The organism is Aerophototrophica crusticola (assembly GCF_012913305.1).
Classification (GTDB): Bacteria; Pseudomonadota; Alphaproteobacteria; order Azospirillales; family Azospirillaceae; genus Niveispirillum; species Niveispirillum crusticola.
Genome location: NZ_CP051775.1, coordinates 3,431,627 through 3,446,466, shown reverse-complemented (window position 1 = coordinate 3,446,466; position 14,840 = coordinate 3,431,627). Strand labels below are relative to the sequence as shown.

14 protein-coding genes and 1 pseudogene are annotated in these 14,840 nt (G+C 70.5%); 9 read left to right on the top strand and 6 right to left on the bottom strand.

The window, feature by feature from the left end; all coding sequences use genetic code 11:
• Positions 1–215 precede the first annotated feature (215 nt).
• Both HHL28_RS16940 and HHL28_RS16935 read right to left on the bottom strand, forming a co-directional pair.
• The gene (locus tag HHL28_RS16940) at positions 216–788 is read right to left on the bottom strand and encodes a hypothetical protein (protein ID WP_075771121.1); all 573 of its coding nucleotides are present in this window, start codon (positions 786–788) and stop codon (positions 216–218) included.
• A gap of 386 nt (positions 789–1,174) precedes the next feature.
• Positions 1,175–1,462: a hypothetical protein gene (locus HHL28_RS16935; protein ID WP_169655544.1), complete on the bottom strand. Its 288-nt coding sequence runs from the start codon at positions 1,460–1,462 to the stop codon at positions 1,175–1,177.
• Positions 1,463–1,703: 241 nt separating this feature from the next.
• Here HHL28_RS16935 and HHL28_RS16930 point away from each other — a divergent pair, with 241 nt between their 5' ends.
• Positions 1,704–2,549, top strand: a complete 846-nt coding sequence (locus HHL28_RS16930) for a CAP domain-containing protein (protein ID WP_075771123.1) — start codon at positions 1,704–1,706, stop codon at positions 2,547–2,549.
• A 7-nt stretch (positions 2,550–2,556) separates the two neighbouring features.
• Here HHL28_RS16930 and HHL28_RS16925 read toward each other — a convergent pair whose 3' ends face one another.
• The gene (locus HHL28_RS16925) at positions 2,557–3,027 is read right to left on the bottom strand and encodes an Lrp/AsnC family transcriptional regulator (RefSeq protein WP_075771124.1); all 471 of its coding nucleotides are present in this window, start codon (positions 3,025–3,027) and stop codon (positions 2,557–2,559) included.
• Positions 3,028–3,173: 146 nt separating this feature from the next.
• Here HHL28_RS16925 and HHL28_RS16920 point away from each other — a divergent pair, with 146 nt between their 5' ends.
• The 3 genes from HHL28_RS16920 (at position 3,174) to kynB (ending at position 4,712) form a co-directional block, all read left to right on the top strand.
• Entirely contained in the window at positions 3,174–3,488 is a 315-nt protein-coding gene (locus HHL28_RS16920) for a hypothetical protein (RefSeq protein ID WP_075771125.1), read from the top strand.
• Between the two features lie 5 nt (positions 3,489–3,493).
• Positions 3,494–3,820, top strand: coding sequence for a hypothetical protein (locus tag HHL28_RS16915; RefSeq protein ID WP_404326039.1), 327 nt, complete (start codon positions 3,494–3,496; stop codon positions 3,818–3,820).
• 259 nt (positions 3,821–4,079) lie between these two features.
• A complete protein-coding gene (gene kynB / locus HHL28_RS16910) occupies positions 4,080–4,712 on the top strand; it encodes an arylformamidase (RefSeq protein ID WP_075771126.1) in 633 nt (210 codons plus the stop codon).
• 205 nt (positions 4,713–4,917) lie between these two features.
• On the opposite strand, the gene HHL28_RS16905 is transcribed toward kynB, so the two are convergent.
• The 3 genes from HHL28_RS16905 to HHL28_RS16900 form a co-directional block, all read right to left on the bottom strand.
• Positions 4,918–6,888, bottom strand: a complete 1,971-nt coding sequence (locus tag HHL28_RS16905) for a methyl-accepting chemotaxis protein (RefSeq protein WP_083699106.1) — start codon at positions 6,886–6,888, stop codon at positions 4,918–4,920.
• A 128-nt stretch (positions 6,889–7,016) separates the two neighbouring features.
• Entirely contained in the window at positions 7,017–7,229 is a 213-nt protein-coding gene (locus tag HHL28_RS18955; protein ID WP_404326951.1) for a kynureninase/PvdN C-terminal domain-containing protein, read from the bottom strand.
• Positions 7,226–8,257, bottom strand: a complete 1,032-nt coding sequence (locus tag HHL28_RS16900) for a kynureninase (RefSeq protein WP_404326036.1) — start codon at positions 8,255–8,257, stop codon at positions 7,226–7,228. Before HHL28_RS16900 ends, HHL28_RS18955 begins: the two co-directional genes overlap by 4 nt.
• A 127-nt stretch (positions 8,258–8,384) precedes the next feature.
• On the opposite strand from HHL28_RS16900, the pseudogene HHL28_RS16895 reads away from it, so the two are divergent.
• The 5 genes and pseudogenes from HHL28_RS16895 to HHL28_RS16875 all read left to right on the top strand — a co-directional run bounded on the left by HHL28_RS16895 (position 8,385) and on the right by HHL28_RS16875 (position 14,836).
• Positions 8,385–10,771 (top strand): annotated as a pseudogene (locus HHL28_RS16895) (penicillin acylase family protein).
• Positions 10,772–10,829: 58 nt separating this feature from the next.
• Complete coding sequence (locus HHL28_RS16890; protein WP_075771128.1) at positions 10,830–11,111, top strand: FitA-like ribbon-helix-helix domain-containing protein; 282 nt, start codon at positions 10,830–10,832, stop codon at positions 11,109–11,111.
• A gap of 3 nt (positions 11,112–11,114) precedes the next feature.
• Complete coding sequence (locus HHL28_RS16885; RefSeq protein WP_075771129.1) at positions 11,115–11,564, top strand: type II toxin-antitoxin system VapC family toxin; 450 nt, start codon at positions 11,115–11,117, stop codon at positions 11,562–11,564.
• Positions 11,565–11,965: 401 nt separating this feature from the next.
• The gene (locus HHL28_RS16880; protein ID WP_075771130.1) at positions 11,966–13,024 is read left to right on the top strand and encodes an HlyD family secretion protein; all 1,059 of its coding nucleotides are present in this window, start codon (positions 11,966–11,968) and stop codon (positions 13,022–13,024) included.
• 207 nt (positions 13,025–13,231) lie between these two features.
• Positions 13,232–14,836 carry a DHA2 family efflux MFS transporter permease subunit gene (locus tag HHL28_RS16875; RefSeq protein ID WP_075771131.1) on the top strand — a complete coding sequence of 535 codons (1,605 nt, stop codon included), beginning with the start codon at positions 13,232–13,234 and terminating at the stop codon, positions 14,834–14,836.
• Positions 14,837–14,840: the final 4 nt, after the last annotated feature.

The window sequence follows — 14,840 nt, the reverse complement described above, 5'->3', positions numbered from 1 at the left end:
AAACAGCGCCCGGAAGTCCGCCCAACCTTTCCCCCATTCCCCGGTGATTCGGTCAGGGCACCCCGGGAAAGACCCGCCGGTATTCGGGCAGCGCGCCGGGGACTTGCGCGCACGTTGCCGCTTGTTGCCACCCCGCAACGAAAACGGGCCGCGGCACCCACCGGCGCCACGGCCCGTCATCCAGTTCGATCAAGCGCCCCCGGCCCAGGGCCGGGTCAGGCCACCAGCACCGGCCGGGCCTGGCTGTCGGCCATGGACAGGCTCTCGATCCTGAACGGGGCGCGGACGCCGCCGCTGAAGTGCTCCGCCGTCTCCAGCGCCTTGCGCACACGGCCCTCCGGGTCCTCGCCCTTGGTGGTGTATAGGGAGCCCATGGCATAGGCCGCGCCGCAGCCGATGGCATGGTAGCCGCGGTTGAATTCGCTGACCTGGTAATCGTCCTGGATGGAGAACAGGCGCCCCTCGGTGCCCACCAGGAAGAAGCCGCCGGTCTCCACGTCGTTGCTGCGGTGGGCGAAGCCGCCATCCTTCAGGCAGACGCGCACGGCCTCCACGAAGTCGCAGACCATGTAGCGGAACAGGTCCTGGTCCGGCCGGCGCGGCGGCGGGGCCAGGCGGAAGCGCAGGAGCTGGCCCATGCGGAAGGAGCTGGTGAAGCCGATCAGGAAGTTCCCGTTGCGGAACACCTTGGGGTCGGAGCGCAGGCTGATGTCCAGCCCGGCCACCCCGGCGCTGTCGCCACCCAACCAGACGGTGCCGTTATCCACCAGCCCAACGATACAGGTCATTGCGTGAACATCCCTTGTCCATCGACGATTGTTTTCCGATCCTGCTCTGGCGTGCTTAAAAACTCCTTTATGGGATCCAAGAAGCGAACCCCCTCTCCGCAGGTATTCGTCCCCGCAGAAGTGGTATCCTACCCCCAGGATACGTTCGGGCGGAGGATTGTTGATCTTATGGAAGGGGCGGAACGGGAACGGACACTTGCACGTTGCGACTGGCAGCAAGGGTGTGGGTGGCTAGACCTGCCCCATGCGTGGCTGACCGTCCCTCCCGCCGACGGCACGCCAGACGGTGGCCCGCCCGTCCCCCCGGGCGGGCCGCTTCTTTTCCGCATGCCCCCAGGCTCCCCCGGCTCAGGGGCCTTGTGTGCGTTCCTTGAGAGGGGTGGCGGTCACAGCCGCCGGTGCACCTCGGCCAGGAAGACCCTGTCCAGGGCGGGATAGCGGGAGGGCATCTCCCGCTCGATCCTGTCCAGCAGGTCCTGGGCGGCCTGGTTGCCGTTGACTTCCGCATAGAGCAGCAGCCAGGCGGCATAGGTCCGGCCCTGCAAGCGCAGGTCCGTGCCGTCGGGCAAGCCGGGGATCACCCAATAGCCCTGCTTGCCGTCCAGCCGTTCACCCACGAAGGGCAGCCGGTTCAGGGGCAGGGTGACGGCCTGGGCGAGGGTTGCGGCGGACATGGCCAAGGGATGTGGCCCCGACGGTCGGGTGAATTCTTCATCGCCCTCGGCGTTGACATGCCATTTACACGATGGCCCGCCCCGTGCCGAAGACTAGCCAACTATAGACGGGCCCCGCGCCGGCGCAACGGGGCAGGCAGAATTCCGCTGCAACGCACCCAAGCGGCAGGGGCTGGGATGCTTCGTTTTCCAACCCATCTGCTGTAGACAGCCCATGAACGGCGGAGCCACAGGGATCGTGATGCGGCGCAGGCAGGTGTTGGCAGGTCTGGGGGGTGCCGTCCTGTCCGGGTTGCTGCCGGGCATGCCCGTCTGGGCCGCGCCGGGGGACGGGGTCGCCGCCTACCGGGCGTCCTTCGAGGCTTTCCGCAAGGAGCTGGCGGCCGACCCCGACCGGGCGGAGGTGCTGTCGGGGGTGGAGGCCGGGGCCCTGGCCCGCACCAATTTCCAGCGGCGGCGGGAGGGGGTGAACGCCGCCCCGCTGAAGCGGGAGGAGATGCTGGCCTGGATCGCCCGGCATTACGCCTCCGCCATCGCCGCGGGCGCCCCGTTCGACCACCATGACCGGGAAGGCCGCGGCCCGGCGGAACGCATCGCCCTGCTGCACCGCCGGCTGGTGGGGGCGAGCGGGGAGAACCTGTTCACCGCCAACCAGTTCCGTCGCGGCAACGCCATGGGGGCCGGCCGCTTCGCCGTGGACAGCCTGATGGAATCCCCCGGCCACCGCCGCAACATCCTGGACAGCCGCTGGACCCATTGCGGCATGGGCGCCGGGGTGCGGGGGGACGAGATGGTGCTGGTCCAGCTGTTCAGCGCCCATAGCGCCCTGCTGGCCCGCGACCTGCCCACGACCCTGCCGCCGGGGGCGCCGTTGTCCCTGCTGGCCGACGCCAACCCGCGGCCCGCCCTGGTGGCCCTGGTGCCGTTGGAGGAGGAACCCGGCCTGGGCGACCTGTCCAGTCCGGCCGAGGCCACCGCGCCGACGCGGCCCGGCCTGTACCGCAGCCATCTGGCCTTCGTGGAGTCCAGCGGCAAGACCCGCACCAGCTACTTCATCCACCCCGGCCCGGCGGTGCAGGTGGGGTGAGCCCCCGTCAGGCTGGCAGCGGCAGTTCGGTCGTCTCCTTCACCGCACTGACCACGATCATGCTGTTGATCTCCCGCACGCCGGGCAGCTTGGACAGGCGCTCGAAGAACAGGCGCTCATAGGCCTCGATGTCCTTGGTGACGATGCGCAGCAGGAAGTCCACCTGCCCCATCAGGACGAAACATTCCTGCACCTCCGGGATCTGGCGGATGGCCTCGCGGAACTCGTCCAGCTTGTCGCCGCTGTGGGCCTCCAGCTTGACCTGGGAGAACAGCATGACGTTCAGCCCCACCGCCTTGCGGTCCAGCAGGGCGACGCGGCGCTTGATCACCCCGTCCTCCTCCAGCCGCTGGATGCGGCGCCAGCAGGGGCTCTGCGACAGGCCCACCGCCTCCCCCACCTCGGCGGCGGTGGCGGCGCCATCCCGTTGCAGGTGGGCGAGGATGCGCCAGTCCAACCCGTCCAGGGACCTCTGCATGATCAATCACCTTTTGCCATTCTTCTACGCATGATCCATGCACAAAATGGCCTGGACGCGCGATCTTCGCAAAGAAATTCCCCCAGGCCTTTTGTACTCTCCGCCCGTCCCCCCGAACCGACGGGGCCGCACCCAGGAGAGATGCCATGACCCGGACCGACCGCCCTGCCAGCCTGACCGTCTACACCGACCCGGTCACCGGCATCCGGATCGCCCTGGCCGTGCGCCGGAACGCCCCCGCGCCCACGCCCGTGCCGTGGAAGCGCCTGCGGGTGGATTGCCTGGACGCCGCGGTGGACGGGGCGCTGCGGGCGTCTCGCGGCCTGCCGGCCTTCGCCTGCGTGCTGCCGGGGGCGGAGCGGGGCGACGCCAAGGCCGCCCTGGACCGCTGCCTGCGCCGGGTGGAGCTGGAAGGCTTCGCCGCCGGGGCCGAGGTGACCACCGCCGCCGTGGCCGCGTGACCGCCATGTCCATGCCCACCCTGGCCCCGCCGGCCACCGAGACCCGCCCCACCGACCCCGACCGCACCGCCTGCTTCGCCATCGTGGCGGAGCCGGACCCGGGCGCCCTGCCCCGGCTGCTGGAGCCCTTCGCCAAGCGCGGCCTCGTCCCCGCCTCCGTCCAAGCCCGCTTCCTGGAGGCGGAGGAGGAACTGGTGGTGGACGTGCAGGTCCGCACCCTGACAAGGGCCGAGAGCGACTATGTCGCCCGCACCCTGCGCGCCCTGCCCCTGGTCCGCCAGGTGCTGACGTCGGAACGGCACAGCGCCGTGCGGACGGCGCTGGTGGCTTGAGGGGGCACGGCGGGGAAAGGCTGGATCAACGCTTGGGCTTTTGTGTCTCTCCCGCAAAGGCGGGAGCCCACAGTTCTTGACCCGCCACCCATCATCAGCGTCCGTAGAAACCGTGGGCCCCCGCCGTCGCGGGGGAAACAGTCGGGATTGGGAAAGCAGGTGCCCGCTTTCCATCTCGGGGTCGGTTCAGCAAAAATCGGCTTGGGTTCAGCCGCCACGCCCACTATCCCTGGCACACCAACGCCAGGGAGCCCCGCCCATGACCAGCCGCCGCCTGTGGGACATCAGCCAGCCCGTGCGGGTGGGCATCCCGGTCTGGCCGGGGGACACGGCCTATGGGGAGGAGCGGACCTGGGCCATCGGGCCGGGCTGCCCGGTGAATGTCAGCCGGCTGACCCTGTCCAGCCACACCGGCACCCATGCCGACGCGCCACTGCATTACGACGCCGACGGCGTGCCCGCGGCCGGGCTGGACCTGGACCGCTATATCGGCCCGGCCCTGCTGCTGCACATCCCGCCCGGCCAGCCCGCGGTGACGGTGGCCCAGCTGGAGGGGCGCGTGCCGGCGGGCACCGTGCGGCTGCTGCTGCGGACCTATGACCGCTTCCCGCAGGGGGGCTGGCGGAGCGACTTCACCGCCATGGACGCCGGCTGCGTCGATTGGCTGGCGGCGCGGGGCGTCCAGCTCATCGGCGTGGACGCCCCGTCCCTGGACCCGCAGGACAGCAAGACCCTGTCCGCCCACCACGCCGTCCGCCGCCACGGCATGGGCATCCTGGAGGGGCTGGTGCTGGACGACGTGCCCGAAGGCACCTACGAGCTGGTCGCCCTGCCCCTGAAACTCGCCACCGCCGACGCCGCCCCGGTGCGGGCGGTGCTGCGGGAGCTGTGAGGGGCGCACCGCATCAGTTTGCACGGACGACACGGACGACCCCACGGACGGACACGGACAGGGTCAGCCGCGCCTTGGCTCAGCAAAATCCGAAAAGGGATGACCGCGGCCGCGCCGCAGGCCTTTTCTTTCCTGTCCGTGTCGTCCGTGTCTGTGTCCGTGCCATCCGTGAATTCTGGACCACCATCCCCGGTGAGGCCCCCCCTCACGCCGCCCGCAAGGTCTTCACGAACTTCTCGATGGCGTCGGTCAGGGCGTCGGCCTCGCTGCCCAGGCGGTCGGCGGTGGCCTGGACCTGGGTGGCGGCGGAGCCTGCCTCGCCGGCGGCGCGGGTGACGTCGCCGATGGTCTGGGTGACCTCGGCCGTGCCGCGGGCGGCCTCGGCCACGTTGCGGGCGATCTCCCGCGTGGCGCTGGCCTGCTGCTCCACCGCCGCGGCGATGGAGGCGGAGACCTCGTCCACCTCGCGGATGGTGCTGCCGATGCGGGCGATGGCGCCCACGCTCTGGCCGGTGCGGGCTTGCATGGCCTCGATCTGGCTGCGGATCTCCTCCGTGGCGCGGGATGTCTGGGTGGCCAGGGCCTTCACCTCCCCCGCCACGACGGCGAAGCCCTTGCCGGCCTCACCGGCGCGGGCCGCCTCGATGGTGGCGTTGAGGGCCAGCAGGTTGGTCTGGCTGGCGATGTCGTTGATCAGGGCCACCACCTGGCCGATCCGCTCCGCCGCCTCGGCCAGGGAGCGCATGGTCTCACCGGTGGCGCCCGCCTCCTCCACCGCGCGGGCGGCGATGCGGCTGGACTGGGCCACCTGGCGGCCCACCTCCTCCACGCTGGCGGCCAGTTCCTCCGCCGCGGCGGCCACCGTCTCCACGTTGCTGGCGGCCTGGGCGGCGGCCCCGGACACGGCAAGGGACTGGCGGCCGGTGGAATCGGCGGTGGCGGCCATGGCGCGGGCGGCGTCGCGCATCTCCCGCGCCGCCCCGGCCACCGTGTCGGCCACCCGCTTCACGTTGGCCTCGAAGTCGCTGGCGAGGCGCACCTGCTGGGTGACCATGGTCCAGGTCAGCATCGGCCCGATGTAGGACCCGTCGCGGTCATGCACGGCGCTGACCCGCAAATCCATCACCTCCGGCCCCAGCGGGATCTTGGCGGACCAGGGCAGGTTGGCCGGGTCGGACATCAGTTGGCGGACCCGGGCCGGGTCCTTGTGGAACAGGTCGATGGTTTCCCCCACCACCGCGCCCACCGGCCCGTGCAGCGCGTCGGCCAGCCGGGTCAGGGTGCCGCGGGTGGCGTCGTTGGCATAGGTGATGCGGAAATCGTCCCGCGCGTCCGCCGCCATGACGTTCAGCGGCATGGTGTCCACCATCTGCTTCAGGCGGAACGCCTCCGCCACCGCGCCGCGCAGGCTGGCGGCGGCGCGCTGCATGCGGCCCACCTCATCCTTGCGGCCGGTGTCGGCCAGGGCCACCGACGTGTCGCCCTGCGCCAGCCGGTCCAGCATCCCCGCCACGTCCGCCACCGGCCGGCCCACCCAGCGCCGGGCCAGCCACCAGCCCGCCGCCCCCAGCAGCAGGGCGGCCCCGGCGCCGAAGCCCAGGGTCATGGCCTGGAGATGGTCCGCCGCGGCGGAGAAGACCCGCTTCTGGATGCCGGTGTACAGCACGCCCACCACCTTGCCGGACCCGTCCTTGATGGGGTCGTAGGCGGTGTAGAAGGGCGTGCCCAGGATGTCCGCCTCCCCCCGGTAGGGTTGGCCCTTGGTCACCACCGCCTCGAACGCCGCGTTGCGGGCCAGCTTGGTGCCCACGGCGCGCTTGCCGTCCTTGCCCAGCACGTTGGTGGCGATGCGGGTCGCCTCCCCGTCCTTCACCACGAAGATGGTGGCCGTGCCGCCCACCAGCTTCTTCACCATGTCCACCGGCTCATGGAAGTCCGCCAGCGGGATTTCCCCCAGGAACAAGGCACCGTCCTTCAGGGCAAAGCCGCTGCCATACCCGCCCAGCACCTCCCACGCCACGCGCATGTTGCTGTCCTGGCGGTCGCGGGCCAGCTCTGACTGGTAACTGGCCAGGAGCCAGGCATTGGTGGCCAGGATGGCGCCCGTGAGGATGACCAACGCCCCGGTGATCAGCAGGGCAAGGCGCGCGGCAACGGAAAGGGTCAGGCGGGGCATGGTGTGCTCCTGTCGGCGAAGGGCGAAGGCCAACTGAGCACATCAATATGAGCGCAAACTTAACGCAAAAGAGCATGCGCGAAAGTCGTATTCGATCCTTAGCACCATCGGCGGAATGGTCGCAGGCCTTAGGTCACCACGGCCCGATCCCGGAACCGCCTTTCGGTATATTCTTGCCCGGCCATGACAGCGGCGAGGTTGTCAACGGCATACCATACGTCCGTGTGGCGCAGGTACAGGGGCGTGAAGCCGAAGCGCAGCACGTCGGGCGCGCGGAAGTCGCCCACCACCCCGCGGGCGATCAGGGCCTGGACGATGGCGTAGCCCTCCCCATGGGTCAGGCTGACCTGGCTGCCGCGCCGGGCGCTGTCCGCGGGCAGGCGATGCCGAAGGTGCCGGGCAGGCGCTGCTCCACCAGGGCCAGGAACAGGTCCCCCATCCGGCGGGACTTGGCCCGGACCGCCCCCATGTGGGCGTCCGCCATGACCCGCACCCCTTCCTCCAGGGCCGAGAGGGCGAGGATGGAGGGGGTGCCGCAGAGCTGCCGGGCCATGCCGGGGGCCGGCTCGTAGGCATCGGTGAAGGCGAAGGGGGCGGCATGGCCCATCCAGCCGCTCAAGGGCTGGCGCACCGCGTCCTGGTGGCGCTTGGCGACATAAAGGAAGGCCGGGGCGCCGGGGCCGCCGTTCAAGTACTTGTAGCCGCAGCCCACGGCAAGGTCCGCCCCGTCCGCCGACAGGGACAGCTCCAGCGCCCCGGCGCTGTGCGACAGGTCCCACAGGGTCAGCGCCCCTGCGGCATGGGCCCGCTCCGTCAGGCCGCGCATGTCATGGATGGCGCCGGTCTTGTAATGGACGTGGGTCAGCAGCAGCAGGGCCACCTCGTCCGTCAGCGCGTCGGCGATGCGGTCCCGCTCCACCAGCCGCAGCTCCACCTGCCCGCCCAGCAGCTCGGCCAGGCCTTGGACCATGTAGAGGTCGGTGGGGAAGTTGCCCGGTTCCGACAGGATCACCCGCCGCCCGGGGCGCATCCGCACGGCGGCGGCGATCAGCTTGAACAGGTTGACCGACGTGCTGTCGGCGGCCACCACCTCGTCCGGCTCGGCCCCGATGACCCCGGCGATCAAGGCACCCACCCGTTGCGGCAGGGTGATCCAGCCATGGGCGTTCCAGGAGCGGATCAGGTCCGTGCCCCATTCCTGCGCGACCACCTGCTGTAGCCGCGCCCTCGTCGCCTTGGGCAGCACGCCCAGGCTGTTGCCGTCCAGGTAGATGACGCCGTCCGGCAGGTCGAACCGGTCACGGAAGGGGGCCAGCGGGTCATCCCGGTCCAGGGCCTGGCAGTCCTGCAGCGTGATGGCGGCGGTCATGGGCATCCTCCCCCTGGTCTTCGTCTTGCGCCGGACCATAGTGGCTCCCGCCCCAAGACGCCATGGCCGCGGGCGGCCAACCGGGGTAAAGCTTTGGGTGGCATGACTGTCAGGGGAGCCGGTGAGCATGGGTCGGACGCGGCGGGGCCTTGGGCGCCGGGTGTTGAGGGGTTTGGGCATCGGGGCAGGCGCCCTGTTCCTGCTGGTGCTGGTCCTGGTGGCCGGGTTGGCGGCCAATCTGGCCCTGTCGCTCTACCGAAGCGAGCCGGTGCTGGAGGGGACCATGCCCCTGGCCGGCCTGTCCGGGCCGGTGGCCGTGGAGCGGGACGCGGCGGGCGTGCCCGTGATCCGCGGCAAGAGCCGGGTGGACGTGGCCCGCGCGCTGGGCTTCCTGCACGGGCAGGAGCGGTTCTTCCAGATGGACCTGCAACGCCGCCTGGCCGCGGGGGAGTTGGCGGAGGTCACCGGCGTCCCCGCGCTGGAGTTCGACCGCCGCACCCGCATCCACCGCTTCCGCCCCCGCGCCCAGGCCATCGTCGAGGCATTGGCGCCGGAGGAGCGGGCCTTGCTGGACGCCTATGCCGCCGGGGTCAATGCAGGCCTGTCCAGCCTGGGGGCCCGGCCCTTCGAGTATGCCCTGCTGCTGGACGGGCCGAAGCCCTGGCAGCCGGAGGACACGATCCTGACCGTGTTCGCCATGGCCATCCAGCTCCAGTCCCTGGACGGGCGGGGGGAGCGGCAGTATGCGGAGGCCGTGGAGACGCTGGGCCAACCGGCGGCGGATTTCCTGTTCCCCCGCGGGTCCTTGTGGGACAGCCCCCTGGACGGCAGCCGGCTGGACGACCCGCCCCTGCCCAACGCCATGCCCAGGCCGAAACAGGCCGACGGCAGCGCGAGCCTGGAGGAGCCGCCGCCCGCCCGGGGCAGCAACGCCTGGGCCGTGGGCGGCGCCCTGACGGGGACGGGGGCCGCCCTGGTGGCGGACGACATGCATCTGGGCCTGTCCATGCCCAACACCTGGTACCGGGCGCGGCTGGTGGTGGAGGAGGTGCTTGACATCACCGGCGTGACCCTGCCGGGCACCCCCATCACCGTGGCCGGCAGCAACGGCCGCATCGCCTGGGGCTTCACCAACAGCTACATCGACACGTCGGACCTGGTGCTGCTGGAACCGGTGGAGGGCCAGCCGCCCGGCACCTACCGCACCCCCGACGGGCCCAAGGCCGTGACGGTGGTGGAGGAGCAGCTCTGCGCCCGCCTTGCGGGATGTGAGGCGCTGACGGTGGAGGAGACCATCTGGGGCCCCGTCGTCCACACGGACGAGCAGGGCCGCAAATACGCCTATCGCTGGACCGCCCATGAGCGGGACGCCGTGCGCCTGGCCCCCATGCTGGAACTGGAGCAGGCGGGAACCGTGGCGGAGGCCGTGGGCATCGCCCACCGGGCCCGCATCCCGCAGCAGAACTTCGTCGTCGGCGACCGGGAGGGCAGCGTCGCCTGGACCATCATCGGCGCCGTCCCCGCCCGCTTCGGCCATGACGGGCGGGTGCCCGTGAGCTGGGCCGACGGGACCCGGGGCTGGCTGGGCACCCTGCCGGCGGAGGCCATCCCCGTGGTGCTGAACCCGGATGACCACCGCATCTGGACCGCCAACACCCGCGTGCTGGGCGGGGAGGCCTATGCCAAGCTGGGGGATGGCGGCTATGATTTGGGCGCCCGCGCCCGCCAGATCCGTGACGCCCTGTTCGCCAAGGACCGCTTCGCCCCGGCGGACATGCTGGCCATCCAGTTGGACGACAGCTCCGTGATGCTGGGCTTCTGGCAGGAACAGTTGCTGAAGGTGCTGGAGGCCCGGGCGGGGGACAAGGACCTGGCCCCCTGGCTGCCCTTCGTCCGCGACTGGGGCGGGCGGGCGGTGCCGGACAGCGTGGGCTACCGGCTGGTGCGCGGCTTCCGGTCGGAGTTCCTGCGCCTGGTGCATGAGGGATATCTGGGCAAGCCCGTGGCAGGCCGAGGCCGCGACCGCAGCCGCTATGGCGCCCATGTGGAGGGCAGCATGCGCCGCCTGCTGGAGCAGCGCCCCGCCGGGCTGGTGCCGGACGGGTACAAGGATTGGGACGCGGTGATCGACGCCGCCCTGGCCGGGGTGAAGGGCAGCATCGAGGGCGACGTGAAGGACTTCACCTGGGGGGAGCGGGCGGTGGCCGGGGTCAGGCACCCGCTGGCCCGCATCATCCCGGGCTTAAGCCTGCTGACCGACCCGCCGGAGCAGCCCGTGCCCGGTGACACCTACCAACCCCGCGCCCAGGCCCCGGCTTCGGCGCCAGCCAGCGCTTCGCCGTGTCGCCGGGGCATGAGGCCGACGGCATCTTCCACATGCCCGGCGGCCAGAGCGGCCACCCCTGGTCCCCCTACTACCTGGCCGGCCACACGGACTGGCTGGAAGGCCGCCCCACCCCGTTCCTGCCCGGCCCGGCCAAGTGGGTGCTGACGCTGGAGCCGGGCGGGGGTTGACAAGTATACATGATGTGCTTTCATTGCTGTCATTGACAGCACATGCCGGGAACAGGCCATGCCGACCCTGACCGTCCGCAACCTTGATGAGGATACCGTGCGCAAGCTCCGCATCCGTGCCGCCGAGAATGGCCGGTCGGCGGAGGCGGAGCATCGGGAAATCCTGCAACAGGCGCTGGGGACGGCGTCCCGGGAGCCGAGCCGGGCGGAGATGGCGGACCGGCTGGCCGCGTTCCGCAAGCAGGTCGCGCCCAGCCCCGACGGCACCATCCTGGGGCTGTTGCGGGAGACCCGCGGCGCCCAGGTCCGGCGGCTGACCGGGTCGGATGAGGGCATGTAACCCGTGGTTTGGGTCCTTGACGCCTCCGTCGCGCTGAAGCTGGTGCTTGAGGAGCCTGAGAGCGAGCTTGCTGACCGGCTTTATCGGTCTGGGCCAGAGCTTGTCGTCCCGGATTTCTGGCTGAACGAGGCGTGCAACGTCATCTGGTTGCAGGCGCACCGGGGCCTGTGGTCGCCGGAGCATGCGCGGCAGGGCTTTGCCTTCATCCGGGATTACCTTCCACAGAAGAGGACATCCGGCATGGACCTGCATGGCCCGGCGCTGGAGATCGGGCTGTCCATCAACCATTCCCCCTATGACTGCCTGTACGCCGCCTTCGCGCTGGGAATAGGGGCCGAGCGGCTGGTCCTTTCCGACAAGCCGTTCGAGCGGGCCTTGCGCCAGTCAGGCCATGCAGGCTTGGCGAGGCTTCCGATCACCCTCGGCGAATGGGCCGCGGGCAGCCACCACTGATGCCGATGGCTGCTGATCGCGACCGATCAGCAACCCCCTCAAGCGCCGGGCGGGCGCATCCGCGCCCTTGGCTTACGCGACCACGAGGTCGCGGGCCGGCGGCCTTGTTCGTGTTCCCTCAGGCGCCGGGCGGGCGCATCCGCGCCCTTGGCTTGCGCGGGCACGCGCCCGCGGGCCGGCGGTCGCCGGCCTCGAAGTGCATGAGGTCATGCGCTTGGCTTGACCCTCCCCGACACCCCATGCCATCTGCCAATGCCCCCACGGCATGGCTGGCCTCCCAATTTCCATACTCGCCAGTTCCGTTTCCCGGTTGACCCCAGTCCGGGTGCGGCTACATCCTCAGCCCAGATACTGGACCGTCCAGTTTGCTAATTGGGCGGTCGGGCGAAGGGGTCAGTGCCATGAAGAAGCGGATCGGGTTGCTGCTGGTGCCGGTGCTGTTGGCGGGGGCCGCCTGGGGCGGGTGGCACTGGTGGACGGTGGCGCGCTTCGTGGAGAGCACGGACAACGCCTATGTCCAGGCGGACATCACCACCATCAGCCCGCGGGTGGAGGGGTATGTCGCTGCCGTGCCGGTGGTGGACAACCAGCCGATCCGGGCCGGCGACGTGCTGGCCAGCATCGACGACCGGGACTTCCGCGCCCGGGTGGACCAGGCCCGCGCCCGGATCGCGGCGCAGGAAGCCGCCATCGCCAACATCGACAGCCGCCTGTCCCTGGAGCAGGCCCTGATCAACCGGGCGGAGGCGGACGTGGCCTCTGCCCAGGCCGACCTGAACCGGGCAGAGGCGGACCGCAAGCGCTATGCCGCCCTGGCGGGCCGCGACTTCGCCAGCCAGCAGACCCTGAGCAACACCGTGGCCGACGCGGAAAAGGCCCAGGCGGCCCTGCGCCGCGCCCAGGCCGCCCTGGTGGCGGAAAGGGACCAGGTGGCGGTGCTGGAGACGGAGAAGGCCCGCGCCCGCGCCACCCTGGCGGAGCTGAAAGCCGCCCTGTCCCTGGCGGAGAACGACCTGGAAAAGACCGTCATCCGCGCCCCGGTGGATGGCGTGGTGGGCAACCAGGCGGCCCGGGTGGGCCAGTATGTCCGGCCGGGCACCCAGCTGATGGCCGTGGTGCCGGTCCAGGCTGCCTATGTCACCGCCAACTTCAAGGAGACCCAGATCGAGGGGCTGCGCGTGGGCCAGAAGGTCACGGTGGCGGTGGACGCCTTCCCCGACCTGAAGGCGGAGGGCCGGATCGAGAGCCTGTCCCCGGCCTCTGGCGCCCAGTTCAGCCTGCTGCCGCCGGAGAACGCCACCGGCAACTTCACCAAGATCGTCCAGCGCGTGCCCGTCCGCGTGTCCCTGCCCCAGGACGGCCCCCTGGCCGGCCTGCTGCGCCCCGGCCTGTCCGTGGTGGTGGAGGTGGACACCCGCGACAAGGCCGACCAGCCGAAGCCGCAGGTGGCGGCGCGGTAACCTTGTTCCCTCTCCCTGGGGAGGGGGTGGCGCGATAGCGCCGGGTGAGGGAGGTGGGCGTAGGGACCTACCGTCTTTCTGCTAAAGCCCCCTCACCCCGACCCTCTCACCGGTGGGGAGAGGGGGGATCGTCTCGAGGAACCCGTCTCCCTAACCCGGCCGCCGCGCGGCCACCCTCTCCCCAGGGAGAGGGGAAAGGGGTCCATCATGACCGCCACCACCGCCGACGACATCCCGGCACCGCCGGCCCCGCCCGCCCCGCCGGCGGCGCAGAAGCTGTCGGCCCGCACCCTGGTGGGCTTCGTCGCCATGGTGTTCGGGATGTTCATGGCGATCCTGGACATCCAGATCGTCGCCAGCAGCCTGACCCAGATCCAGGCGGGCGTCGCCGCCAGCGCGGATGAGATCGTCTGGGTCCAGACCAGCTACCTGATCGCGGAGGTCGTGATGATCCCGCTGTCGGGCTACCTGTCGCGGCTGTTGAGCACCCGGGTGCTGTTCACCGTGTCGGCCCTGGGCTTCACGGCCATGAGCTTCCTCTGCGCCCAGTCCAGCAGCATTGACGAGTTGGTGCTGTGGCGTACGCTGCAGGGCTTCATCGGCGGCGGCATGATCCCCACCGTCTTCGCCACCAGCTTCATGGCCTTCCCGCCATCGAAGCGCGCCCCCGTGACCGTGGTCATCGGGCTGGTGGCCACCCTGGGCCCCACCATCGGCCCCACCCTGGGCGGCTACCTGACGGAGCAGTTCAGCTGGCACTGGCTGTTCCTGATCAACCTGGTGCCGGGGCTGCTGGTGGCCGCCACCGTCTGGCGCTGCATCGACATCGACAAGCCCGACTGGTCCCTGCTGAAGGGGATCGACATCATCGGCATGGTGCTGATGGCCCTGTTCCTGGGCAGCCTGGAATACGTGATCGAGGAGGGCGCCCGGAACCAGTGGTTCGAGGATGAGCACATCGTCCGGTTCAGCATCCTGGCCGGCGTGTCCGGCGTGCTGTTCCTGTGGCGGGTGCTGACCTACCGCCAGCCCATCGTGGACCTGAGGGCGCTTCGCAACTTCAACTTCGCCATGGGCAGCGTCTATGGCTTCATCATCGGCATCGGGCTCTATGGCTCGGTCTATGTGCTGCCCCTGTTCCTGGGCCAGGTGCGGGGCCTGAACGCCCAGCAGATCGGCGCCACCATGTTCGTCACCGGCGTCTGCCAGTTCCTGTCCAGCCCCATCGCCGGCGTGCTGTCGTCCAAGGTGGACGTGCGCAAGGTGCTGGCCGTGGGCTTCATCCTGCTGGCCACCAGCTTCCTCATCAGCACCCCGGTCACGGCGGACTGGGGCTTCGACCAGTGGTTCCTGCCGCAGGTGCTGCGCGGGGCGGGGCTGATGTTCTGCATCATCCCCATCACCAGCCTGGCCCTGGGCACCCTGCCGATGGAGGAGGTGAAGAACGCCTCCGGCCTGTTCAACCTGATGCGCAATCTGGGCGGGGCCTTCGGGCTGGCGGGCATCAACACGGTGATCACGGAGCGTACCGCCCTGCACAGCCAGCGGCTGGCGGAATGGCTGGACCCCAGCCGGCCCGAGGTGGCAGGCTTCCTGGAGGCCATGCAGGCCCGCCTGTCCGCCACCCTGCCCGGCGACGCCGAGCTGGGCGCCGTCCGTACCCTGGCGGGCATCCTGCGGGCCCAGACCACGGTGATGGTCTTCGCCGACGTGTTCCTGCTGATGGGGATGGTGTTCGTGCTGGCCCTGGCCACCCTGCCCTTCGTCAAGCGCCCGGTGCTGCGCGGGGCCACCGATTCCGGTGCCCATTGAGGAC